Genomic DNA, 25638 nt, shown 5'->3' on the forward strand with positions numbered 1-25638 from the left:
TGTTGTTTGGCGGCACCAGCGAAGATCGAAAAGGCTCACTACAGCATGTGTCACGCATGCAAACTCACCTCATCTCCTACTCGAACGATACCAGGTGTGATTACTTGAGCATAAATACCAAACTTCAGATCGGCAAGCTGACTGATTTTTCGTAATATGCCAGGTTGCTCCGGTAACGCCCCTTGAGCAAAAGCAACCATGCCGCAGCGTTCAGTTTGAGCGTTAATCAGCAAACGCACCTCACGACCTAATCGGATTTCTTTGCCAATCCATCGCTCTTCCACTCGTTCGGCGCCAGGCCATTGAATGACTATATTGGGACGAAACCGTCTAGCAGTAATCATCTCATCTGGGAGTGCAGCCTGTAGCCAATGCAAAGAGGCTGATGTTATGAGGTGCACAGGCCCCGCATCAAGATGTGAAATATCCGACTCTTTTGACAACATCACGTGTTGCCCCAGCGTCGCCGAGAGAGATTCATTCAGTGCAGGAGCATCCCCTCGCATCATTCCCCCCGAAGGGAAAAAAAGCTCAGGAACATCCCCAGAATAGCGGGCAGAAAATGCTAAGAGCCCATCAATTTTTCTGAATCGCCTTGTATTTTTGCCACTTCCCAACTTGCCAAAGGCATCTCGGATCGCGTACTGGCGATCACCAACAACTCCTCTAGACTCTAAACAAAGTGCCTCACACTGTTCCCCCAGCATGGATTTCACGGGATAACGCCATAACTCAGCAATAGTACTCAATTTATTTTCGCCTTGAATAAACTACGTTAGCCATCATCTAAAAAACACTAATCTGCACGCACACATAGGCCTGAAGAAAATTGAGGTCAATATCCAAACCATCAAATAGCCAACACTTTTATCATTAACACAAGGGCGTGACTTTCAAACGCTGGCTTGAAGAAATCAGTAACTAATACCAAGGTAAACGTTGATGTAATAAGCGTCAAGATCGCTGTGATCACAAATACTTTACTTTCCAGTACACGATCCTGAACGTACACAACCCCCTCCGATCGCAATTCATGAAATGGAATGAGGCAGAATAGACACTCACTCCCTACACAAGTTATTTTCATACCCTGAATTCAATCGGAACAGTGGCCCATCCATCAATAGGCGTATTACCTCGTTTAGCTGGTGCAAACATCCATGTCTTCACAACTTCTTGAGCCGCTTCATCAAGAATTTTTCGTCCACTTGACTGTTTTACCTCAACTGAACCGGCCTTACCATTGGCAAGCACACGAACACGTAAAATTACTCGCCCCCCCCAACCTTGACGCTGTGCAAATAAAGGATATTCAGGTGCAGGATTATTTAAATATCCTGCATAGCCAGTAGCCTCAGTCACAGGCTCTTCCTTAGGTACTGGCGGTGGCTGCACTACCGGACCTGCTGCCACAGGCTCAGTCGATGTTGTTGGTGCTGCAGCTACAGGCCCTGGTGTAGTCTGGGCCGTGGTATTTTCTTGCACGGTAATATCATCAGGGCGAATATCTTGCTGCGCAAGTTGAGTCTTTAGCGCAGGAGTTGATTTCGCTGGTTGCGGCTTATGCTCCACTTTGGAAGGGAGAGGTGGTGGTGGCTCTGTTTTCTTCTCTGGCACCACAGGCCTAACAAACTCAATCAAGACTTCCTTTTTCTTGGGAATCACAACCGGGTCATGCTGCGCATATAAGTATGCAGCAAATGCAACGACATGTGATCCGATCACAAGCAGAACAATACTGAGATTACGGCGGCTGATCCACCTACTTGGCCTATCGAATTGTTGACGAGCACTCTTCTGAAAAAAATCAAATTGCTCGCCACTGTCGGTAGCTGCCTTTGAATCAACATCTTTTACTGGATTCAGACCCTCTTCGATATTCTGCAGTGGCTCAGAAACTGGGTAATTAGTAAGATTAGACATGGTCATTTTATCTTTTCAATGAAAACACTTACTTTGATACAAGCTAAATACAGGTTGTTAGCGCATCATCACAAGGTCGCTTGGGGCTGATGCGGGATACATCGTTAAGCTGAAACACTCAACGTCTATGTCATCAAGCATCTTCAACATGCTCGATACTTCAAAAATTGAATTTTCTACTGACAGATTCAGGCAGCAAGGAATCGCTTGGATTTACAAAACAGAACTCGCAATACTTCGTTGTCTTATTTAGAAGTCCGATGCCTTGCTGTTTGAATGATTACCAGGAACTCATTAAGTAACCATCACTCCTGAAAAAAGAATGCCTAGGATGAAAATGTCACGCGGCTTTAGCGCCCAATCTCAGTAATCTCCGAATTGGTATATCCAGTGGGAGCAAAAAGAGTGGGAGCAAATGTGCAATTGCCACAACAATAAAGAACGGAATCAATGTAGGCAGCACGAACAGCGGAAATAAAATAACCGGCCCCAAGAACATGGAAATATACAGAAATTGTTCTGCGATACCTCCCGCACCCATGACATCTCCATGGGTAGACATTTTGGGGATACTGGTAAATATCCACGCAACAACGAAACTCCCAAAGAATCCCTGCGCTATTTTTGCCACGATAGCCACTGATGGACTGGTCCCAGGAAGAAATACTACAAATTCCAACGCAAGACCGATTACAGCACTCGACACCACAACCCAAGGGCCCAGCCGTTTTATATTCAAGATAAATCCAGCAAAAATCCCAGCCAATACACTAGAGAGAATGCCCACAGTAGAGATGACACCAATCGTTGTGGGAGCAACATGCAGCTTTGTAATGAAATATACCGGCACAATTGCAACCAGGCCTAATGCCAAGGTTAGTGGCGCACCTACCGCTGCAGCCAGTCTGATCAATGAAGGATCAGAATAAATGTCAAAAACTTTGGACAACGGTTTTCGCTCTGTTTTATGAACTAGGTTACCGCCTGGAAGTAATGGCGTCAGCAATAAAAGTCCGAACAAGATGTACGCATGGCCAGAAAAAACGATTCTCCAATCTACTCCAACATATGGTGAAACCGAGAAAATAGCGATGGCGCCACCTAGTGGAGATGCAACTGACCAGAACGCAAGCGCCGAGGTTCTACGTTTGCCGTCAGTCGTATGCAGAATCAACGCCAAAGCAGCTAATACAACGAGGATATAACCCAACCCCTCAAGAACCCTTAAGATTAAAAGACCTTGAAAAGTCGTGGCTAGGCTATCCAGATAACTGAATGTCCCAGCAATCACCAACCCAAGAATAATGGATCTGCGCTCACCAACATGTGCAATTGCCCAGTTCACGATAGGAGAAGCTAAAGCAGCAACCAACGCTACTGCTGAGACTACCCAACTGGCATGGGCAGGGGTCACTGAGAAAGCATGTGCAATATCACCGACCAAGACAATGGTTTTGCCGTGACAAGCGGCAATGATGACTGCAAAAGCGAGTGTTAAAGCGATAGATGGCCAACTTCCAGCACGCATTTTTATTTCCTTATTGAATAATTTTCTGATTAGTTAAGCGCGGCATTTACCACTTGCAGCTCACTGAACTCTTCATAGCCTCTGAGTCCACCTTCATAGCCAAGTCCGCTCCATTTGAACCCGCCTTTTGGTGCTCCAGGATGAATATCGCCATGTTGATTCACCCAAGCCAGTCCAACATCTAACTGGCGCACAACAGCAAGCCCACGTTGGGGATCCGCAGTCCACACAGAAGCGCCAAGGCCAAAAGGGCTTGCATTAGCCTGCCGGATAGCATCTTTTTCATCAGCGAATGGAATGATAGGGAGAACCGGACCGAACTGCTCCTCATCAACCAGAGCAACCCCTTCACCCACACCGGTGACGATGGTTGGGGGATAGAAGTAGCCCGGGCCGGCGAGTGCAGCTCCACCAGTGTGGATTTTTGCACCATGCTTTAATGCATCTGCTACAAAATATTTCAGTTTCTCGAATTGGATAGCATTGGTGATAGGTCCAAGTTCAACACCTTTTTCAAACCCATTTCCTACCTTTGCTGCTTTGGCTCGCTCAATCAATGCTTCCAGCAATTGCGGGAAGATCCGCTCATGCACATACACACGCTTGATGGCGAAACAAATTTGCCCACTGTTCCAGAATGCTCCCCAGAAGATCTTTTCCACGATCGCTTTAGGATCGGCATCATCAAGCACAATTGCTGCGTCATTACCACCAAGCTCAAGCGTCAGCCGCTTAACATCTGATGCTGCACCTGCATAGAGCTTTTTACCGGTAGCAACACTACCTGTAAATGTGATCTTCTTTACCAAGGGATGCTGGCTTAACTGTGCCCCCACCTCACCATCTCCGGAGATGATATTCAACACACCAGCAGGGAATATTCCATTCAGGACTTCGCCCAACAGTAATGTTGATAGCGGGGTAAACTCTGATGGTTTGATCACCACTGTGTTACCCGCTTTGAGTGCTGGTGCAACCTTCAGAATGAGCAGGATAATTGGCACGTTCCAAGGTGTTATCGCAGCCACTACGCCCAATGCCCTACGCTCAATAGCAACAAATTTGTCGTTATCAGAACGTAGTGGTAAAGGTGGCGGTGCATCGAAACTCGCATAGTGCTCTAACGTAGCAGCGGCCCCAGCGACTTCACCAATCGAGAAGTGAATTGGCCGTCCTTGCTCAAGCGTGATGAGCTTTGCAATATCCTCACTGCGTTTCCGAATCGCCTCAGCCGCCAGTTTAAGCGCGACGCTTCGTGAGCTTTCGTCTTTGGTCCAGCTAGGGAATGCTTTATGTGCAGCTTGAATAGCTGCGTCTATTTGGGCGCTGCTGGCGTAAGGCGCCTGAGCAACAACTTCTTCTGTTGCAGGGTTAATCACATCGTAATAGCGATCAGAAGAAACAAGATCACCATCGATGTACAACGAATATTCAGACATATATGTTCCTTAATTTCCACTTAAGATGGAATCAGCTATTTTTTCGGCAACCATGAGTGTTGGTAGATTGGTATTGGCAGTTGGCACGACCGGCATGATTGACGCGTCAGCGATTCGAAGACCCGAAACGCCGTAGACTCTTCCATGTGAATCAACTACCGCTAGTGGATCATCTTCAGAACCGATTTTTGCCGTGCCACTTGGATGCCATACCCCGCCAATATTGACGCGAATGTAACGCTCCAATGCAGTGCTATCATTCAGAAGCTCGGATAACAAAGGCCCTCCAGATTGAGGGGCGGCAAAGCGTGATAACGTCAAAGACAGTTCATACTTGGCCAAGGATGGGTGCTTGAATAATTGATCAATTAGTCGTAATCCTGCTTTTACTCTTTCAAGGTCACGCTCATCGGAAAGAAGATTAAAGTCGACTTCAGGATAAGTCCTGGCGTCTTTATCTTTCAGTTTCAAATGACCGATCGAATCAGGTTTATTAACCCAAAAGACTGCAGACGCAAGTCCAGAGTTAGCATCTGCGCCTATATGCAGAAAAAGATCAGAAGGCGTATTTGGATCAATCCCCGATGAGATTCTGATTCCTAATTGATGACGACCAGTAGAGAACTCGTTTCTTGCTGCAGCTTTGGCTTTATCAGATAACTCAGCAACGACCCCGATAGAAGAGTGCTCCCAAAGGTTCTGTCCAACGCCATCTCGATCTGCAACAACCTCGATACCAAGTTTATTCAGGTCCTCCGCCGGCCCTATCCCAGCCCTTAAAAGAAATGCTGGGGACTGCAATGCCCCGGCAGCCAGAATCACTTCAGAAGCAAAAACTTTTTCTACCTTGCCGCCACGATCGACCGTTACACCTTTGACTGTCCCTGCATCCAATATCAGGTCTAGGGCTTGAGAGTCAGTCCATAATGTCAGATTCCTGCGTGCTCTCACATCCTGACTAAGGTAGCCACGCGCAGCAGAGAATCGTTCGTCACCTTTCAAGGTGAATGCAGGAGGGAAATAACCGTCCTCAAAATTTGCATTCTGATCATGAATATTTGTGAGACCGACACTTTGTAAAGCCTCTGTCACAGATAGCGTGAAGTCGGTCCAATGATCGGGATCTACCCGGTCAATCGGGATAGGACCATCGTCGCCATGTAGCTCATGCGAACCATAGGTTTTATCGGTTTCCGCTTTCTTAAAATAAGGCAATACACCATCCCAGCCCCATCCTTCAGCCCCAAGCGCCTCCCACTCATCATAATCCCGCGGCAATCCACGATTCGAAACGACCATATTGACGCTAGAGCCGCCGCCCAGAATCCGGCCTTGTTCGATAAACTGTAATTCACGATCAATATCAGGATGCAGAGCGGTTCTATATACGTTCAGCCCTGGCCAAAAGAATCGATCTCCAGATAGCCTTGGCAACCATGGTTGCAAACCATTATTAATCTCGGGCGGAATGCTGTCTTCAGGTGTATCAATACCTGCTTCTATCAATAGCACCGTGGTTGATGGATCTTTTGATAGTCTGTTGGCTAATACACTGCCAGCTGTGCCGCCACCAACGATCACATAATCATATGTTTGTACTGTCATCATCACTTTCCTTGTCAGGCCTGCCAGTCAGGAAAACGCTCCCAACTGACAGGTATCACCTACGTCAAATCCCCAATGTCATCAGAGATTTCACTAACTGTGTTTTCTATTCTTTTAGAATTCCAACGTCAGATTAGCGAACACACTTCGTGGTTGAAGTCTGTTATAGGTAGGGGCTGCAAAGAATGCGCTTGATGCATTAGCAGAAACAGTGCCTGCATACAGCCCTGAAAGTGCCTCTTTATCAAACAGATTATTCACGTTCAGGCTAATGGTACTTTTCTTGACGATCTTGCTACCGAGATCAAACTTGTAACCAAGATTAAGATCGACAACGGTATACCCACTCAACTTTTCTGTATTCGCCAAATCGCCATAAAAGCTACCGGTGTAGCGCGCTAGCAAATTGCTATATAAGCGACCATCGTCATATCCCACACCAAGGGATAAAAGATTCTTAGGCGTGTTGAATAGCTGATTACCTTTGGTATTTTCTTCCAGGCCTCCAGCAGCATAGTTGTCTTCCTGTTCTGCTTTTACGTATGTCCAGGAGCCACGATAGTTAAAGTTGTGTGGCAACTTACCATTCAGTGCCAACTCAAGGCCTTTAGTCGTCACGGCACCAGCATTGATATAGGACGTAGTTCCCAACGACGTGTATGAAACCTGACGATTCTTAAATTGATCGTAGAAAAGTGCAGCACTCACTAATACATCAGGCGTACTGTAGCGCCAGCCGATTTCCTGATTGAAGGTAGTTTCAGCCTTCTGATCACCACCCGTGTTGTTACCATAGATAGAAGCAACAGCCGGTACACGAATATTGGTGGTCGCGTTGTAGTAAATCTGATTATTTTGATCATACTGATAATCAAGGCTGAAACTCGGGAGGAGCTTATAGTAATCAGCCGATCGTTTGAAAGCTGACCCACTTAATACACCAGCGATGTTCTCACCTTCATACTCAGTATGCTGCCACGCAAGCGCACCTTTCGCATTCCATTGCGAAGCAAAGTTCCAAGAGTCCTGTACCCAGAGTTTTTGGGTTGTCATCCTGCTTCTCTGATCGGTGAAGAAGATCTCTTTGCCATTCACATCTCGAATGATCTTGCTTCCATCAATAGCAACAGGCTTACCATCGCTTCTTAAAGGAATCGCCGCCATTTGGTTAGTCGCATGGGTGTAATCAAACCAGGCACCAACCTGTAATACATTGGTATCAGTCAGATCAAAGTCGATCTTTTGAGATGAACCAACGCGATATTGCGTTGGGAATACTCCGCCAGCAAATGGCCTGATATCAAGAAGATCGCCGTCCCCGTTCACATCAGCATTCAGCACGGACTCGGGAATCGCTGATGCGAACACTGTTGCCGTACCGTCTGTTACTCGAACGAAGTATGGGTCGACATGTAGATGCACATTATCAGTCAGGTTGAATAACCCATTAAGGCCGTAGGTCTGAATCTTGAAGTCTGCTCGCTGTAACTTCGCACTATTGGATGTTGCCGCAGAAATATCAGCAACGCCGTTTGTTCCACCATAGGTGGAGTTAACGGCGCTTGAATAGTTTGTGTCGTATGGCTGAGAGTTATATTGAGCAAGGGTTGGGTGAAAGTAACTGTTACTTCTCATACTAAATATAGAGAAGATAGCATTGATGCTATTGTTATTTCCCCATTCGTATTGCAGGTTCCCCTCGAAACGGTTCGATTCGACGGCACCGGTGCCACTAGTCCATAAGTCAGCCGTTGTTCTGGAGGCCGATACCCAAGCAGAGAAACCATTCTTTTCGCCGAGATTCGCTCGTACAAATGAACGACGAGTATTATTACTACCGAAGCCTTGCTTGACGAGTAAACCTGCCTCTTTGGTAGGTTTGACAGTTTGAATTTCTATACTGCCGCCACTAGCCGTAAGTGTAGGTGCATTAATCGACTGACCACCGTATATGACGCTAATGGATTCGTAATTCTCTGGGTCTCCGAAGAAATCGCTGTGAGGGGTCAGGTATAGTGGGTCATTCAAAGGAATACCATTTCTGGTCACACCAATTTGATCTTGAGAAAACCCTCTAATAGATAAATTACCCTCACTGATACCTGATGTATCACCACCACTAAAATGGATGCCGGGCAAATACTTCAACGCGCCTGTGACAGCTGAATCTAGGCCGACGAACTTCTCAAGCTGGGACTTACTTAAAGTTGCCCTTGATTCTGCGATGGTTTCTTTAGGTGTATCTCCGACAAGCGGCTGAGTCTTGCCTTGAACAACGACAGCCCCCAAATCTGCCGACTCTTCACTGTTACCCTGATTGTCTTCCGCCAGAGCAACTCCCGCCCCAGAGAGAAACATGGCACCGTAGACTGCCAGTGTGAGCTTTTTAATGGCAGGTTTCTTAATAATGTTGTGAGACATTCCTTCTTCACCCTTAAAATTAATGAAAAAATCGAAACTAATGTTTTATTAATTTCTGTGGGCTTCAAATGGCAACATACATGCCTAAGCGCCCGTTAGCGCCAATTTCTATTTCATTAATAAAAGAACATCGAAGAAATTTAGAGATTGCTCAAAAACTATTTGGTAACTTTCGAAGCTATCTGCATTAGCTTGTGACGTTTTAAAAGGTTATATACTGAGGACAATGCTACTTTCCGGCCTAAGTATTCTTCTAAGGCCACCTTAATCTCAGATACTCTGATAGCCTCGCCATTCTTAGCAGCTTGGAAATATGGATGCAAAAACCTATTTTCCTGCGCTAAGGTCATATTTTCGCGGCGCCTACCACCCGATGAAGAAGCTTTCCGACTAAGTACCAGATTACCTTTCAGGAAATCCTGACGAAGTTTATAGACCCAATTGACTGATATTCCTAATAAGGAGGCGGCCTCACTTACTGTCATCCCATGAACACAGGTCAACAAAAATGCTTGTGCCTGCCTTAGTTGAGATAAATCTTTTGTTTTACGGGCAATTTGTACAGCCCTTAAAAAACTATCCTGGGATTTGTCAGAAACTTTTATCAGTTCTCGTGTTGGTTTCATACTCATGAATTGGAAAAATCACCAAAAATTGCCTCTGCAGATCTGACAAAAATGTTTGCCAGCAAACAGTAAAAGTTGCGCATCAAACATCCTGTACTTTTTTATACATGCTCACGGCCAGAAGCGATAAATAAAATATCCATCAAAATTACTGATTGCAAATTATGTACCACATAGCAATACAACACACCAACATACGGTTATATTTAGAGGTGGCATAGCGCACTAGATAGGCGGATAATTCGGACTATTGTTTTCGTAAAAATCATAAAAATGAATAGTGAATCTGCTAATGGCATCCAAGTAATCAACCGCGCCTCAACCATTCTTCGGGTATTGGCAAAAAATCCAGCCGGGCTTAGTCTTGGGAAAATCTCAGAGCTGGTTGATCTTCCCCGCTCAACAGTCCAACGAATTGTTAAAGCGTTAGAGCATGAAGGGCTGGTAGCCATGATGGATGGCGGCAGAGGATTCAAATTGGGCATGACTTTTGGCCAACTCATTCATGAGACGCAAATTGATATCATCTCTGTGATGCGCCCTCATCTGGAGCAACTATCAAAAAAGGTCAACGAGACAGTTGTCTTATCTTCTTTTTCATCGCAACAGACGAATGTAATTGATCGTATAGTCGCTGAAAGGGAGTTACGCGTAGTTGCCGCACTGGGAGCGGTACATACACTTTATACGGCAGTAGATGGCAAGCTTCTTCTTGCAAGCCTATCTGACAAAGAAGTGGTTCAGAGAATTGGAAAAAAATACCCCAAACACACAGAACATACTAAGGACTTGCAAAGCCTTCTTGAAGACTTGAAACAAACCAGGGAGACAGGATTTGCGATTGACCGCAATGAATACATTATAGGCATCAGCGCAATAGGTATAGCACTAGAAACCTTTATGGGAAATTACGTCATTGCAATCGTCACTCCAAGCTGTCGTTTTGACACTGATCTGGATAACTTTAAAACCGAGCTGCTTGCTGTAAAAGATAGAGTGTTACTCGGGCTTGGGCGCACTTTATAGATCGAATAAAAGCAAAGATAGATCCTTGATGCGACCCGTTGTATATCAATACTCTAGCCACCAAAGCGCACCATCGTTGCAAAAACTAGCCCGCAGAGGTCGTAACTATCTACGAAATACCGACTGGTTTGCCGTAAAAACCACATCATATTAGAAGCTTGAACCACTAGTCTGTAAAAGCACATAAGCCTGACAAATCGACGCCATGCCAAAAAATACCATAGATAATCCCAACGCTTTCATCACTAACAGATAGCCTCGACTTTCAAGCACTGGCCTGAAGAAAGCAGCAAGCAATGCCATAGCAAATTTTGATGCAATGAGTGTCAATATGGCAGTACTCACAAACACTGTACTTTCCAGCGCACTACCTCTGAGTATGTAAGCTCCACCAACGGTGAACCAAAACAAGTAGGGGCTCGGATTTAGCAAGTTAACCTTTACCGCTTGGAGGATTGAGCTTTCTGTTGAAAGCTTTCCTGCCAAAAGTATCTCTTTAATTGCTAGTATCTTCCTGGCTAACCAAATCAAATATACCCCGCCAACCAAACTCAACAAGGCCACAAATAGATGAATGCTTTTGAAGTTTGATAGTAAGCACAAAGCTGCAATGATAATTGGACCGTCCGTGATAAGTGGCGCTAAGCTCGCTCGAAATCCACTGAGTAGCCCTTTTGCAAGTGTTTGCTGAATAACAATAACTCCAAGCGGACCAGGCTTGAGCCCGGCAGCCAACCCAAACGAAAGTGCTGAAAAAAAGAATTCACTCATATCGTAAGCATTACCTGCCACCAATACTGGAGTCGCGCTTAGTCACGAGTGTAGGATAGGGTTGCGGGCATATTCGCCAAGTCTGTAAGTAGCGCAGGCAGCTTTAGCATATCGTCAAAACATAGATGGGCTTTGGTTGGATATAAGCGCGATTCACCATGCTTTGAGTATTGCAATACCTTAATCCCTGCGGCTGTTGCGGCCTCAACTCCAACATCACTGTCCTCTACAACCACACACTGGTGAGGCTTAAACCCCATCGCATGTGCTGCATGCAAGAATAGGTGCGGCTCTGGTTTCCAGGAGCCAACGTCATATGAACTGAAGAGGTTGTCATCAAAGTAAGAGGCGAGACCACTTACTTGTAACGCTTGGCGAATTTTAAGAAGTGGCCCGCTTGAGGCAATACATTTCGGGACATGGATAGCATTTAGCATCTCTAACACTCCAGGTATAGGTTTCAATTCCCGTGAAAAAAGATCAGCCACATGTTGGCGATAATCCGGCTCAAATGTATTTGGTAATGTGTGCCCAAGACGGTGCTCAATATCCGTCAAAATAGGCGCCAGTTTCTTGCCCCGGTAGCCCTGAATCAAAGTGTCTAACGTATCATTGAGTTGCGGTAGTAAATTGAGAAAAGCTTGGTTGCATAGCCCCTCGCTGTCGACGAGCGTACCATCCAAATCAAAAATGACGCAGAGCCTATCCATTTAAAACCCGATGCCTAACAGTGTTAGCCATATGACCATAAGTTCAACCTCTCAATGTCTGGCTCAAATAAATAAAGCAGCTAACAACTCTTGCAGTCAATACTCAACCAACACTTTCGAGAAAAACGGCCTGAGCTACAGACTCAGGCCGTTATCAAAATACATCGCTTGGGTATTATTATTCTTCGATCCTAAAGCCAACTTTAAGCGTGACCTGAAAATGCGCGACTTTGCCATCGGTTATGTGGCCCCGTGTTTCTACGACCTCAAACCAGTTCAGGTGGTGCAGCGTTTTTGCTGCACGTTCGATGGCATTTTTAATGGCATCATCACTGCTGATGGGTGAGGATCCGACCAGCTCAACAACTTTATAAATATGCTCTGACATGATTTTTATCCTTTATGTGGTTGAAGGATTTGCTTAACTGCCATTTGATTATACTGCTTGCCAGACACGGCCGGGGGCACTCTGGTTGGGATTACCTTCAATGCGGATCAGCTTGGCCGGGCCATCGCGTCGTGGTGAGTGAATTTCGTTTTCGTTGTAGACGCGGACATTGCCAGGCTTGAGTTCAATAGAATCCCGCAGTTTGACGGTGCCGGGCTTGCCGCCAGGTTCGGCTGGCTCAATCACATCCCATCCATCCATGGTGGTGACCCCTGCGACCTGGCCATAAATCGCCCAGGAGACACCGTGGTCATGCGGTTGCGTTCTTCTGGCCTCTTTAAACACGTGGCCCAAAATTGCAAAGCCTAAGTCCGTGTCTTCATACAACACACGCCGCTGTGGCTGGGTATCATCCAGATATGCACTTGCAAACGCCTGGTCAGACACCACGTCTTGCAGATAGACACGTACACGCTCACGTCCGGCTGGACCGTTATCTTCCAGCAAAAAAGTGCGCACCTGCTGCGCGACAGAATCAATTGTAAAAGCCATGCTTGCTCCTGAAAAAGAAAGATGGCACGTGCAAGACACGCGCCATCATTGTGTTAAGCAGCCAGTTTGCCACCCTGTTCGTTAGCCAACAGTTGTTGTAACGCCTGCTGCGCATCGGCCAGCGGTCTGGTGTCTATCCAGGCATCAAAATCAAAGTCGCGGTCCAGAATGCCATAGGTGAGCAGGAAGTTTTTCTGCTGACGGAACAGTTCGATGCGCTCAGCGGACAAATCAGGTGCCAGTGACAGGTGGAAGCCGTTACGGTAAGCGGCAGCTACGCCCTCAGCGGTGCCGCCTGTTTCGCTTTGCAGGATTTCATGCACACCGGCCAAGTTGGTTTTGGCCCACTCTGCCGCGCGCAAGGTTTGCGTTAAAAAGCGCACGACATAATCGTAGTGATTTTCCAACAGGTAGCGGTGGACTGTGATCGGGCGTGGCGTACCGTTATTCACGCGGAAACGCTTTTCCGGCAAGGCATCGAGATCAATGCCCACCAGCAGACCCTGGTCACGGGCACCATCTTGTGCCGCAGCACCTTTCACGTACACCGCATCTACTTTGCCTTCAAGCAAGGCATTAAAACTGGACTGCCAGCCGCCATAACGACGGCCAGACGCGGTCACTTCGTTTTGACCAACCTCGACCAGCTGAATATCATCCAGTGTCAGGCCAACGGAATCCAGTGCGCCTTTGTAACCATGCAGGCTGCTATGACGTGTGATGGTCCGGCCGCGCTTGTTCTCAATCACATCTTTGGGGTTATAGGCAGGCAACCCCAGGCGCTTGCCCTTGAGGTCTTCCGGGCGGCGGATATTGGAATCTGGGCGCACAATAATGGATTGCGATTCTTCGATCCAGGTCAAGCCGATTAAACGGGTTTCAGCGCCCTGCGCCTTGGCCGGGATGGCAAACAGGTTGCCGCCTTCGCGAATCAATGTTTGCAGACCGTGGTCGTAATGGTGATGCCTGAAATCAGCACTGTCCTCGTCCTGCAAGGCACGCAGGCGAATATTGTCCGCAGCAAACTCTTCTTGCAGCCAGCCCAGCTTAAACGCAATGCCGGAAGCCGTCGGTACGCCACCTTGACCATTACCAGCGCAACGCGTAAACCAAAGCGTATTGTCTGGGAGTTGTTGTTGGTTACTCATAATACATTCCTTTAGTGAATTAAATTGTTTTCATGGCCGGCCAAATACTTGTATTTAACCTGTCAGCAGGTCGCACATGATTACCCTCTGCAAACAAGCCTCATACGCCATCTGGATCATCGCTGCTGAGAAGCATGTCTTATCCAGCGGTACACTTGTTGAGCAGTTCAAGCAGTCTTTTGCACAAAATATGCCAAATGCAAATAAACTTAAATATCCAATATAATTCAATGAGTTATAAGTCACCAGCAACACCTCAAGACCTACCGGTGACCGCTATTAAACAGCCGACTGATTTAATTTCAACAGTTGTATGTTTATTTTCTCCATTGCCTGTTCAGGCCCCATTTGTGTTGCTAATGCCGGTTAATTCTTCAGGTTAAATGCGATGGGCACAGTGACGACTGCATCGACAGGTTCACCCTTCACAGTTGGCGGGTAGAACTGCCAGCGCGAGACTGCCGTCAAGGCCAGCCAGGCCAACGCCTCATTGTCTGTTTTAAGCGTATGCGGAAACTGCACCGCGCCTTCGCGATCGATATAAAACTCGACCAATACACTTCCCGTGACACCTTGATCGGCCAGCTCTGGCGGATAGACTGGCGATGGCGCATAGAACCGTTTTGGCGCAGCATCCAGTTGCGCAGCCGTGAAGATTTTTGGCTGAGCGTCTTTCAATTTATTGAGAATTCGACGGCCATTTTCGTCAATGACAGTCTCCCGGCTTTCATATTCAGAAAACTCGCGCGAGATGGTAAAAGCCGACCAGGAAGGTTGTTTATTTTTACGCGCGGGGGAAAAACTCGAGGAAGCAACGCTTGCTTTAAGTGCTTCACCAAATGCAGGCGCGCTGCTTTCAAGTAATTGCACTTGGGTAGGTAATCCTTGCGGATCAATGACCACGGCCACTTTCGCGTAACCTTTTACCCGTTGCCGCAATAAGTCCAATGGATAGACTAATGGTGCCACCACTTGATCGGCCGGCGGTTTATCGTATTGAAACTCTTGAGGCAATTGACTACTGGCTTTGGCAGGATAAGTAAACGGCAACACTCTGCGTAGGCTTCTGTCTGACAATATAAAACTAAACTGTGCAAAAGCCCGCTCAGGAACCGGTGCGCCATATACCAGCGCAGGCGTCACCTTTGCACTTCTCAATGCACGTATTGCGGCCTTTTCAAAAGCTGGATGATTACTTCTGAGCACCTCGATAGCGCCTACGCTGGCTTTTTCGGACACTTGCATCTGGGCAAGAAAGGTACCGCTATTGCCATACCTGACTAGCTCATTAGGATAGGAAGTCTGCTCTGGAATATTGACTTTTACCGGTTGAAACCCCTCCCCTACGGGACTCCCCAATTTGAAGCTTCCTTCATAGCGAGCTCCATTAGGCCATACTTTGGCACCCTTACCCGTTTTATAGCCTTCCTGAAATTCTCCTTCATAGCGTCTGCCATCTGGCCAGGTTTGGATACCTTGACCGTGTGGAATACTATCCACAAAATCAACCTCCGTTCGAGAGCCATGATTAATATTGTTAAACTGTTCCATGACTCCCTTGCCCTGTAGTTTCCCCTGCTCAAAACGGCCGGTGTATGCATATTTATGAATACCATCGTGAAACCAGTTCAGGGTACCGTTACCATCCAGATAGCCATCTTTACAACCACCTGTCCACTCTATGGATTCTAAAGGCTGCGGTAACCAGCTATAGGCTTTGCAGTCATCGTCATCACTAATCCAGGCGGCTTTCACCTCATCTGCGCCATGACCAACCGCTGCCCCAAACAGGCATAACATGGCAAGGCATAGTTTTTTCATCTTCTCTCCCGGATTTGATCGTCATCGTCAACGTGATTAAAGCTGCTCACCTGCCTCATACGCGTGATAGAGCTCGGCATATTTGCCTTGTTGCTGTATGAGTTGCCGGTGTGGGCCTAGCTCGGCCAATTCACCATGGTGAATGACAGCGATCAGGTCAGCATCGCGTATAGTGGCCAGTCGGTGCGCAATAATGATCGCAGTGCGTCCTTCGCATAAACGCCGCAACGCGTGCTGGATACGGCGTTCGGTTTGTATGTCGACGGCCGACGTGGCTTCATCGAGAATCAGGATAGTGGGATTGGCCAGATAGGCACGTAGCAAACACACCAGTTGGCGCTGGCCATGACTGAGATGTGAGCCTAATGCGCCAACTTCGGTGTGGTATCCGTGCGGCAGGCGGCGGATTAAATCATCGATGCCCAGCTCAGCCGCGGCCTGCTCAAAATCGGCGAGCGTGGTCTCTGGTTTGGCCAGATGCAGGTTATCTATAATGCTACCGCTGAACAGCACGTTATCTTGCAGCACCACGCCTACATGCTGGCGCAGGTTGCGCTGGCTCAGCTGGCGAATATCGACCTGGTCGATGAGCACTTGCCCTTGCTGCACATCATAAAAGCGCGTCAATAACTGGATGAGGGTGCTTTTGCCATGACCAGTGGGGCCAACAATGGCCAGCACCTGCCCAGCCGGGACCGTTAAATTGAGATGCTTGATAACAGGTTTGGACTGGTCTGGTAAATAAGAAAAACTCACGTCTTTAAACGCTACCTCGCCCTGAATCGTCGGCAAGGCAATAGCATCTACGTGGTCTACAATTTCCGGCTTGGTATCCAGCAATAGAAACACGCGCTGTGCCGAGGCAACCCCATTGGTATAGCGCTCAACCAGGTCACCCAATTCTTGCAACGGCCCCAAAAACATATAGACATAAAACAGGCTGGCGGCAAATTGGCCTAGAGTGAGATGGCCCAGCGTGACCTCTTCACCACCGGCAACTAACAGCAGCATCAGGCCCAATATCGTCAACACGCCAGTGAAATGCGTAAACCAGCCCGAGGCAATATTGCTGCGCACCAGTGAATGAATAAAGGCATTGACCAGCGCGCGGTAGCGCTGCAAGTTGCTCTCTTCCTGCACGGTTTGTTTGATAATGCGCACGCCTGCCACGGTCTCGACCAGGTGCGCGGTAAAACGGGTACGGTTTTCAGCCACACGCGCAAAATGCTGGCTGGATAATTTCCGGAATAGCGTGCTGGAAAGGATGAGCAAGGGAATCACCAGCGCCAGGTGATAAAACAGCGTCGGCGATACCCACAACAATATGCCAGCGGCCATGACGAACCTGAGCAAGGCAGAAAATATCTCCGGCGGCCCTTGAATCAGCAGGGGTTCCAGGGCATCAATATCCCGATCGACTCTGGAAATGATGCGGCCAGATTTGGTGCGGTCAAAGTAAGCCACGCTTAATTGCTGTACGTGGCTAAACAGGTCTATGCGCAACTGGTTCAAAATGCGGATAGCTGCCGTGCCGGAAAAATATTGTGACAAGCCTGCCAGCACAAAACGTGCGGCCCACATACCGGCAAGGCCAAGCATGGCGACATTAATCACCTGCCAGTTCAAGCCAACCACGGCACCACGGTCAGCCGTAGCCTGTGATTCATACAGTAACCCAAAATCAATGGCCTGCTGAATAAAATAAGGGCGCAAGAACACAAAGCAAACCAGGGCCAGTTCGAGCAGCATGGCACTCACAATATACTTGCGCACCGGCTTGAGTAGCGGCAGCAGGCGCCAGAACATATTGCGGTTCAGTTGCTGCTTGGCCAGGGTTTCTTCGAGTTCGATATCAGACATGGCCTTAATATTCGGGTTACGTTCAGCGGCCATCATCCAACCCCATCAGTGCACGATAACGTGCATTATTTTTCACCAGCGCCTGGTGTGTATCCGCAGCGATAATGCTGCCACCTGCCAGGAATAACACTTTATCTGCCAGCAAAATGGTAGACAACTTGCTGGCAATCACCAGTACCGTCGTCGCACGCCCTTGTGTTTTCAGGGCGCGGATATTGTTTAATACATTGCGCTCAGTCACCGCATCCAGCGCACTGGTGGCGTCATCCAGCACCAGGATACGCGGCTGCCCGAGCAAGGCGCGCGCCAGGCAGACACGTTGCCGCTGACCACCAGACAAAGTCACGCCACGGTCACCAATGCGGGTTTCCAGGCCGTCACTCAAACTCAGCAGCAACTCTGATGCACTCGCCATTTGCAGTGCCCATTCCAGGTCGTCGTCAGTGGCTTCAGGCGCCGCCAGCCGCATATTGGCCGCCAGCGTATCGGAGAACAAAAAAGCCTCCTGCGGTACGGTATGGACCTGTTTGCGCAATTCGGCCAGTTGCAGGTCTTTGACGTCCAGCCATTGGCCATCACTTCCCGCAATTTCGACCCGGCCATGACTGACTTCTGCCAGCCTGGGCACCAGACCGGCCAGCGTACTTTTTCCCGATCCGGTGGTGCCCACCAGCGCCACAATTTCACCGGCTTCGATATCAAATGTGCAATCACTGAGTACCGGATTACCGCCTTCTGGCGGCAACACCGATACCTGTTCAAAGCGTAGTGACAATGGCCCGGCCGGTAAGGCCTGCGTACCAGATGTGATATCTGGCTCAGCATCCAGCAGATCCCAGATGCGGGCTGCCGAAGAGCGTGCATCGGCGAACACCTGCATGACCCGCCCCACACCTTCTACCCGAAACACCAGGGTATTCACCATGAGTAAAGCAGCAATCAACTGACCAAGATTGAGCGCGTGCGTATAGACCAGGTGACAGCCAAACCCCAGCACCCAGACTTGCCCTAGCGCGACCACAAATTGCGGCAAGGGAATACGTGACGTATAAAACGACAGGGCGGCAAACGCCTGTGTCATAAACCCCTGCACCTGCTGCTCAAAACGTTTGATACGGCTGGCTTCCAGCGCAAAGGCCTTGATCACGCGTACGCCATTGACGCCTTCGGTCAGGTCCTGGTTCACGGCATCGTAGGCCTCGCCCACTGCCCGATCGAGTTTCACCAGGTGTTCGGTTTGCAATAGTAAAATACCAAAACCAATCAAGCACAACAGCAGCGGCACCAGGCCCAGCCAGAAGTCATACCAGAATAAAAAGCCCATGGCGGCGCTGACCACCAAGGCCGTATCTACCACCTGGCGCCAGAAGCTGATGAGCGCATCTCGCAACTTGTCAGAGTCACGCGTGGTGCGCGTCACCAGTTCGCCTGCGCCATGTTGCCAGTGATAGCTTTGATCCAGTCGCTGCACCTGAATCAGGATGCGCTCGCGCAAATGGCCAATCAGGTTCTGCTGGATAATCAATGATAACCAGCCGACAAAATACAAAATCGCGGCACGTGCCAGCGCAATGCCGACAATCACCAATAGCCAGTGCCAGGCTACCTCGCTATTCAAAGCGCCAGTGACCGTGCGCACAATCGCTTTGCCATGCTGCACCTCATCAATGGCCCGCGCAATCAAGCCTTGCTGTAACGCTAGCAGCACATTGGCCGCCGCAAACAGCCCGGTACACAGCCAAAACCTGACCGGTGTTCGGCGATACAGCAGCAAACAGCGGATCAGCGGGTAATGGTGAAGGTTAAAGGCAAAAAATGCAGGCCAGGGTGGCTGGCCTGACTGCGGTAATACAGGTTTGTTTTCAAGAGAGTGTTCAGTCAAAGGATTCAACTTCTATCTAAATCTTGATCTTGGCGCACAGCATCACGCTGTGATGTCTGCATCAAGATCTATCTATATCTATTGAGTGCGGCGATGGCTTATGGTGATGGTTGCGGATGGCGCTAGCCGACCTGGCGCCATTTGAACAGGTGATTACTCGCCAGCTTAATCAGCAGAGACATCCCATAACCGAGTACGCCAATCACAAACGTCACAATAATCAGGACATCCATCCGGGAAGCTTCCTGTGCGTTCATCATTAAATTGCCCAGCCCGGCACCAGCGGTAAACAATAACTCGCTACCGATGGTGGATAACCAGGCAAACGCCAGTGCCAGTGAAAAGCCGGTGAATACCTGCGGCAAGGCAGCGGGCAAGGTGATGCGGCGATAGATCTGCCAGCGGCTCAAGCGATATACCTGCCCGACTTCATTAAAACGGCGGTCAACTTGCAACATGCCTTCAAAAGTTGATAACACCACCGGGTAAAACGCCGACAGGCTGACAACAATCAACTTTGAGGTATCGCCATTGCCAAACCACAATGCGAACAATGGCACCAAACCCAGCAAAGGCACCTGGCGGATCGCATGGTAAATCGGCGTAATCAGAATGTTGGCTGTGCGCGATACCGCCACCAGTGAACCCACCAGGAACCCCGCACTTGCACCCAGCAACAGGCCAGTGAGCGCACGCTGCACGCTTGCCTGCACATTGACCAGCAGCTCGCCACTACGGCTCAACTCGACCACGCCTGCCCAGATCTGCCCCAACGAAGCAAAAGCATACGCATGATTAGCATCCAGGCGCGACATCGCATCCCAGGCCAGAATCACCAATATCGGCAATACCCAGCCACGCCAGTCGGGGATCCATTTATAAAAAGAATTTTGCATACGGATATCTATCTATTCACTTGCGGTTGATTGCGGGCTTAGGCTTTCACGGCAGCCTGCCATGGAATCAGGCGGATCTCGGCCCATTTAAAGAGTTTGTCTATGCTAAATCCGACCAGGCCGGTGATGACGACGCCGACCATGACCACGTCCAGGCGAAACATTTCGCGGCCCAACTGCATCATTTGGCCGATGCCGCTATCAGCCGCCAGCAGCTCTGCCGCGACCAGGATGGTCCATGAGCGCGAAAAAGCGATCCTGAGCCCGGTGAATACCGGCGGCGTAATGGCCGGGATAATCAGCTTGCGATACAGCGTCGTTTTAGGCAGGTGATAAATGCGCGCCACCTCGAAATAATTTTTTGACACCCCCTTGGTGGCGTCATAGGCGGCCAGCGCCACGGTCAGAAAAGCGGCTTTGGTGACAATAATGACCTTGAAAATCTCATCCACGCCCAACAACAAGATCAGGATAGGAATCAAGGCAATGGTAGGCACCTGACGCAGGCCCTGAAACAAGGGCAAGGCAAACGCTTCCACACGTGGCGAGATCGCCATCCAGATACCAAACAGCACACCAGTGAGTGCACCGAGGCCAAATCCAGTGAGCAGGCGGAAAAAGCTGGCTTTGAGGTGTAAGGCCAGCTCGCCATTCGCGGTGAGCTCTTCCAACGTTGCCACAACGGCACCCGGCGAGACTAGTACGTCGTCAGAGTACCAGCCTGCCGCAGCTACCCACCACCAGACCACCAGCAGCAAGAACGGCGAAATCAGGAAAGGGAAAAATTGTTTCCAGTCACGTGTCATACACTTACACCCCTAGCCTCTTCACTACTCGCCTTGCGTCAGCACAGCCACGCGCGTAATGCCGGCGCGCTCAATCGCCGCCATCACCTTGGCCACTTTGCCGTAGTTCACGGCTTCATCCGAGCTCAAGTGCAAGGTCACATCAGGGTTGCTATCGTGCAAACGTTTCAGTTCTGGCTCTATCGTTTCCAGTGGATATTCCTGGCGGTCGATAAACAGCTTGCCAGCAGCATCTACCGACACCGTCACCGGTTTTTTCTGCTCGGGTGCTTTGGTGGCAGCTGTTTTAGGCAAGTTGACCTGAATGGCATTGTTCATCAATGGCGCGGTAACAATAAACGCCACCAGCAAGACCAGCATGACATCAACCAGGGGCGTAACGTTGATTTCACTCAAGACGTCATCATCAGCATTTGTAGAAATAGCCATTATGCAGTGGCTCCTTTCAGGTTACGCACCACACCAGCGGTGCCAGTGGCAACGAACTCGCCTGGTTTGGTCGCATCTGTGGCTTTTCTAAAGGTCACGCGGCGGGAGACTTTGATCAGGTCTTCGGCAAAATCATCTAGGTTGTTGCTGCTGGTTTTTAAACGGCGCAGGAAGAAGTTATACGCCAGCACCGCAGGGACCGCGACAGCAATACCAATCGCCGTGGCTACCAGGGCCTCACCGATCGGACCAGCCACCACTTCCAGGCTGGCAGTGCCTAGTTTGCTGATATCCGTCAGCGCATGCATGATGCCCCATACTGTGCCCAACAGGCCGACGAACGGTGCGGTACTGCCGATACTGGCCAGCACCACTAGGCCTGCTTCACGCAAAACTTTTTCTTTCTGGATTTGTTGACGCAAGGCGCGCTCCAGCACCTCCTGGCGGTCACCACTATGACGCAAATCATCTGCCGCTTCGGCATCCAGGTCTTTCAAGGTTTCAAAGCCAACTTGAGCCACACGGTATGCCGGGCCACTATGGCCTTCAAGCGTAGACGCTTCCTGCAAACTTTTCGCACCCCAGAACGCGGCCCTGAATTTAACGTTTTGCTTGCGGATCAGCCAGACCTGGAACGACTTGGCCAAAATAATGGTCCAGGTCACGCCTGAGGCCACCAGCAAAGTAATCAATACACCAAGCACCACTGGGGATGCACTTTGATAAGTTTCTAAACTAAACATACACTTTCCTTTTCAAAATAAAAAATTACTGCAGCTTGAACTCAACCGGGAATATGGCCCAACCTTCAACCGGGGTATTCCCACGTTTTGCCGGGGTAAATGCCCAGCGTTTCGCTGCAGCAACCGCAGCATCATCCAGTATGCCGTGGCCACTGGACTTCTTGACTTTGACCTCACCTGGCTTACCACTCGGCAAGACTTTTACCCGCAACACCACCGTGCCTTCCAGGCCTTGATCAGCCGCAAAGTCCGGATACTCTGGAGAGGGATTATTTAAGTGACCAACACCGCCTTTGGCCTCGACCAATGGCTCCTCTTTAATGACGGGCGGCGGTGGTGCCGGTTCTGGCGTGGGCTCAGCCACCACCGGACCGCTGGTTTTCGCCGCCGTGGTGTTTTCTTGCACCACAATATCGCTAGGCGCAATATGCTGATCAGCAGGGGCGGTTCTTAATGCCGCAGGCTTGGCGGCCTGTGGCGGTGGGTTCGCGCGCTGCACCTTGGGTGGTGGCGGTGGCTTTGGCGGCTCGATGACTGGCGGCGGAATCACCTCAGGCTTAATGAACTCGACAATCACTTCGGTTTTCTTCGGCTTGACGATACTGGGCTGATGCAAGGCATTGATAAACCCCGTCAGCCCGATAATATGCGCCAGTACCACCACAGCAATCAGTGCCAGCAATTTGTTGCGTGGAATGATCTGATCGACACGATTCCATTGACTGACGACACGCTCAGATAATTTGTCAAAGTCCTCACTGGTCGCAACCAACCGCCTGGCCTTGCTTTTATCTGACAGGGAATCCCAAATCGTGGAATGTTGCGCGGGCGTTTTTAGTGCCGTTGTTGACATACAAACTCCTAAATACTCTAACTAATCTCGATGAAGTCACTTAAGACATCATCTTTAATATGCTGAAACTCGGCTGAAGTACGGTGCCGTGGCCTAGGCAAATCGACGTCGACGACACGCTTGATACGTCCGGGATTCGCTTCCATCACCACCACACGATCACCCAGAAACACCGCTTCTTCCACGTCGTGCGTGACCAGGATGGACGTCGTGCCTTCGGTTTCCCACAGACGCTGCAACTCTTGCTGCATCTTCAGGCGGGTCAGGGCATCCAGTGCGCCAAACGGTTCATCCAGCAACAGCAAGCGCGGTTTAAGCACCAAGGCCCTGGCGATGGCGACACGCTGTGACATACCGCCGGAAATCTGGTGTGGGTAAGCCTGGGCAAACCCACTCAAGCCAACCAGCTCAATCTGGTGTTTGACGCGTGCATCAATCTCCTGCTGCGTCAGCCCGGACGATTCCAAGGCCAGCGCTACATTCTGCTCAACGGTCAACCATGGAAACAATCGATGCTCTTGAAACACCAGCCCTCTATCGAGCGAGGTCCCCGACACTTGTTCACCTAGCCAGACGATGCTGCCGTCGTAGCTGCTATCCAGACCGGCAATCAGTCTGAGTAAGGTAGATTTGCCGCAACCACTGCTACCGACAATCGAAATAAACTCGCCTTTGCTGACGGCCAGCGAAAAGTCAGACAACACCGTCAGCGCTTTACCGTTGAGTTGGAAAGTTTTGGAGACGCCCTCTACCGCCAGCACAGCGGAGACACTTGCCAGTGACAGATGCTGCCCCCCACGCAGGCCCGATGATCTGACCGAGGTCAGGCCGTCTCCTGGATGATCAGCGTGTGCTTCGTTAATCACACTTAGAGCAGTTTTGGGGCGACTCATGTTTTATCCTGTACAAATAACTAGCTATCTATAGGCAATCGCTGTGCCAAGTTGAAAATTAATATTTATCACTTAATAATCATACGGTTATGAATAAAATGGCGAATACCCCATATTGAGCAATGTTGTATATCCATCATTTGATTGATGCCTGCTGCTGGCATAGCAACAGACATAAAAAAACAGATGGCGGGAGACCATCTGTTATCAGGGATTGCCGGGAGGCAATGAGGGTTATTATTGTGAAGCGACGCGGGCAGGTGCCCAGAACGTTTCCAGGTTGAGCTCTTTCAAGGCTTTGTCGACAAAGCTGGAATTGAGCAGCTGCTGAATATCAATATCGTTGCGAATCAGGCCGGACTCACGTGCATAAGACGCGGCACGCTTGTAATGATCCACCAGCGCCTGGTCATATAGCGGTGACCAGCGATCACGCCAACTCACACTATCGTCCTCATAATCACGTCTGACCACACTCTCGGGCTGCACCAGGCTGGCATACTCTTTGAGATAGGTTTCTTTGTGTGCCTCTTGCGCCGCCCAATGGTTGGCTTTAATAAACGAGGTCACGATGGCCTGGGTGAGTTCAGGATGCTCTTTGACAAAGTCATTGCGTGCCCACAAACCACCCATCAGTTTCCAGTCTGGTGGTGCATTCTTGGTTGACCAGATAATCTTACCCACGCCTTTATCCACCAGGTTATAAGCATCGCTTAACGAATAGAAGGCATCCACTGAGCCGCTTGCCAGTGCCGCAGCACCCACTTGCGGATTTACATTGACGATTTTGAAATCGGTCAGCTTGAAGCCATTTTTTTGCACCAGATTGGCAAATGGGATCTCCCATGGACGGCCTCTATGCAAGGCAATGCGCTTGCCTTTGAGGTCGGCAATGCTTTTCGCCGTTGAGTTGGCGGGCACCACAAGATAAGAGTTACCGCTACGCCCCCACGGTGACACCAGTTGCACGCGCGGTTTGGAGCCGTTCAAAATAATCGGCGGCAAATCGCCATAAGCAGCAAAGTCTATGCTTTTGTTGGCAAAGGCTTCATTAACAATCGGCCCAACCATCGCCGTGGCCGCTGGCACCCACTCCAGCTTGACGCCGCGTTTGGCCAAGGCCTCTTCGAGACCGGTTTCACTGGCCAGCTCGGTGCTGCCCAGGTAATGCGTTTTGCCATTGAGGTTATAGGCCACGGTGGCAATCCGAACCACTTTCGGGTCGGTTTCAGCATGCACCATGGGCGCAGCCAGCGCCGCCAAGGTCAACACTGATAATACATATCGTAAAAATCTCATACTACTTACTCCTTGTTTA

23 protein-coding genes are annotated in these 25638 nt (G+C 49.4%); 1 reads left to right on the top strand and 22 read right to left on the bottom strand.

The features are described 5' to 3' along the window. Positions 1 to 50: 50 nt before the first annotated feature. The 7 genes from ACIDE9_RS10170 to ACIDE9_RS10200 form a co-directional block, all read right to left on the bottom strand. Complete coding sequence (locus ACIDE9_RS10170) at positions 51 to 749, bottom strand: MOSC domain-containing protein (protein ID WP_411994582.1); 699 nt, start codon at positions 747 to 749, stop codon at positions 51 to 53. Positions 750 to 1083: 334 nt separating this feature from the next. After that, complete coding sequence (locus ACIDE9_RS10175) at positions 1084 to 1929, bottom strand: energy transducer TonB (protein ID WP_411994584.1); 846 nt, start codon at positions 1927 to 1929, stop codon at positions 1084 to 1086. A gap of 334 nt (positions 1930 to 2263) precedes the next feature. Next, positions 2264 to 3451, bottom strand: coding sequence for an MFS transporter (locus ACIDE9_RS10180; RefSeq protein WP_411994586.1), 1188 nt, complete (start codon positions 3449 to 3451; stop codon positions 2264 to 2266). Between the two features lie 29 nt (positions 3452 to 3480). Beyond that, entirely contained in the window at positions 3481 to 4890 is a 1410-nt protein-coding gene (locus ACIDE9_RS10185) for an aldehyde dehydrogenase family protein (protein WP_411994588.1), read from the bottom strand. Between the two features lie 9 nt (positions 4891 to 4899). Further along, on the bottom strand, positions 4900 to 6498 hold the full coding sequence (locus ACIDE9_RS10190) for a GMC family oxidoreductase (RefSeq protein ID WP_411994590.1): 1599 nt from the start codon (positions 6496 to 6498) through the stop codon (positions 4900 to 4902). Between the two features lie 111 nt (positions 6499 to 6609). Continuing rightward, positions 6610 to 8916 (bottom strand): TonB-dependent receptor family protein, encoded by a 2307-nt coding sequence (locus ACIDE9_RS10195; RefSeq protein WP_411994592.1) that lies wholly within the window; start codon positions 8914 to 8916, stop codon positions 6610 to 6612. Positions 8917 to 9074: 158 nt separating this feature from the next. Beyond that, positions 9075 to 9548, bottom strand: a complete 474-nt coding sequence (locus ACIDE9_RS10200; protein ID WP_411994594.1) for a helix-turn-helix domain-containing protein — start codon at positions 9546 to 9548, stop codon at positions 9075 to 9077. Positions 9549 to 9815: 267 nt separating this feature from the next. Between ACIDE9_RS10200 and ACIDE9_RS10205 the strand changes: the two genes are divergently transcribed. Beyond that, positions 9816 to 10568: an IclR family transcriptional regulator gene (locus ACIDE9_RS10205; protein ID WP_411994596.1), complete on the top strand. Its 753-nt coding sequence runs from the start codon at positions 9816 to 9818 to the stop codon at positions 10566 to 10568. Positions 10569 to 10718: 150 nt separating this feature from the next. On the opposite strand, the gene ACIDE9_RS10210 is transcribed toward ACIDE9_RS10205, so the two are convergent. The 15 genes from ACIDE9_RS10210 to ACIDE9_RS10280 all read right to left on the bottom strand — a co-directional run bounded on the left by ACIDE9_RS10210 (position 10719) and on the right by ACIDE9_RS10280 (position 25619). Next, the gene (locus ACIDE9_RS10210; RefSeq protein ID WP_411994598.1) at positions 10719 to 11339 is read right to left on the bottom strand and encodes a LysE family translocator; all 621 of its coding nucleotides are present in this window, start codon (positions 11337 to 11339) and stop codon (positions 10719 to 10721) included. 38 nt (positions 11340 to 11377) lie between these two features. Beyond that, entirely contained in the window at positions 11378 to 12049 is a 672-nt protein-coding gene (locus tag ACIDE9_RS10215) for an HAD-IA family hydrolase (protein WP_411994600.1), read from the bottom strand. Positions 12050 to 12227: 178 nt separating this feature from the next. Then, entirely contained in the window at positions 12228 to 12437 is a 210-nt protein-coding gene (locus ACIDE9_RS10220) for a dodecin (protein ID WP_194754701.1), read from the bottom strand. A 48-nt stretch (positions 12438 to 12485) separates the two neighbouring features. Then, positions 12486 to 12989, bottom strand: coding sequence for a hypothetical protein (locus ACIDE9_RS10225; RefSeq protein WP_411994602.1), 504 nt, complete (start codon positions 12987 to 12989; stop codon positions 12486 to 12488). A 53-nt stretch (positions 12990 to 13042) separates the two neighbouring features. Beyond that, on the bottom strand, positions 13043 to 14137 hold the full coding sequence (locus tag ACIDE9_RS10230; RefSeq protein WP_411994604.1) for an ABC transporter substrate-binding protein: 1095 nt from the start codon (positions 14135 to 14137) through the stop codon (positions 13043 to 13045). 366 nt (positions 14138 to 14503) lie between these two features. Further along, complete coding sequence (locus tag ACIDE9_RS10235; protein WP_411994605.1) at positions 14504 to 15958, bottom strand: TonB family protein; 1455 nt, start codon at positions 15956 to 15958, stop codon at positions 14504 to 14506. Between the two features lie 36 nt (positions 15959 to 15994). Beyond that, positions 15995 to 17854, bottom strand: coding sequence for an ABC transporter ATP-binding protein (locus tag ACIDE9_RS10240; protein ID WP_411994607.1), 1860 nt, complete (start codon positions 17852 to 17854; stop codon positions 15995 to 15997). Next, positions 17841 to 19709 carry an ABC transporter ATP-binding protein gene (locus tag ACIDE9_RS10245; protein ID WP_411994609.1) on the bottom strand — a complete coding sequence of 623 codons (1869 nt, stop codon included), beginning with the start codon at positions 19707 to 19709 and terminating at the stop codon, positions 17841 to 17843. Before ACIDE9_RS10245 ends, ACIDE9_RS10240 begins: the two co-directional genes overlap by 14 nt. Before the next feature lie 113 nt (positions 19710 to 19822). Further along, complete coding sequence (locus ACIDE9_RS10250; RefSeq protein WP_194754705.1) at positions 19823 to 20596, bottom strand: ABC transporter permease; 774 nt, start codon at positions 20594 to 20596, stop codon at positions 19823 to 19825. Between the two features lie 38 nt (positions 20597 to 20634). Beyond that, positions 20635 to 21402, bottom strand: coding sequence for an ABC transporter permease (locus tag ACIDE9_RS10255; RefSeq protein ID WP_194754706.1), 768 nt, complete (start codon positions 21400 to 21402; stop codon positions 20635 to 20637). 24 nt (positions 21403 to 21426) lie between these two features. Next, the gene (locus ACIDE9_RS10260) at positions 21427 to 21831 is read right to left on the bottom strand and encodes an ExbD/TolR family protein (RefSeq protein WP_194754707.1); all 405 of its coding nucleotides are present in this window, start codon (positions 21829 to 21831) and stop codon (positions 21427 to 21429) included. Next, a complete protein-coding gene (locus ACIDE9_RS10265; RefSeq protein WP_194754708.1) occupies positions 21831 to 22574 on the bottom strand; it encodes a MotA/TolQ/ExbB proton channel family protein in 744 nt (247 codons plus the stop codon). Before ACIDE9_RS10265 ends, ACIDE9_RS10260 begins: the two co-directional genes overlap by 1 nt. Positions 22575 to 22599: 25 nt before the next feature. After that, the gene (locus ACIDE9_RS10270; protein ID WP_411994613.1) at positions 22600 to 23427 is read right to left on the bottom strand and encodes an energy transducer TonB; all 828 of its coding nucleotides are present in this window, start codon (positions 23425 to 23427) and stop codon (positions 22600 to 22602) included. Positions 23428 to 23444: 17 nt separating this feature from the next. After that, the gene (locus tag ACIDE9_RS10275) at positions 23445 to 24320 is read right to left on the bottom strand and encodes an ABC transporter ATP-binding protein (protein WP_411994615.1); all 876 of its coding nucleotides are present in this window, start codon (positions 24318 to 24320) and stop codon (positions 23445 to 23447) included. Positions 24321 to 24557: 237 nt separating this feature from the next. After that, a complete protein-coding gene (locus tag ACIDE9_RS10280; RefSeq protein WP_411994616.1) occupies positions 24558 to 25619 on the bottom strand; it encodes an ABC transporter substrate-binding protein in 1062 nt (353 codons plus the stop codon). Between the last annotated feature and the right edge of the window lie 19 nt (positions 25620 to 25638).

It is taken from the genome of Methylophilus sp. 'Pure River', from assembly GCF_046765995.1.
Classification (GTDB): domain Bacteria; phylum Pseudomonadota; class Gammaproteobacteria; order Burkholderiales; family Methylophilaceae; genus Methylophilus.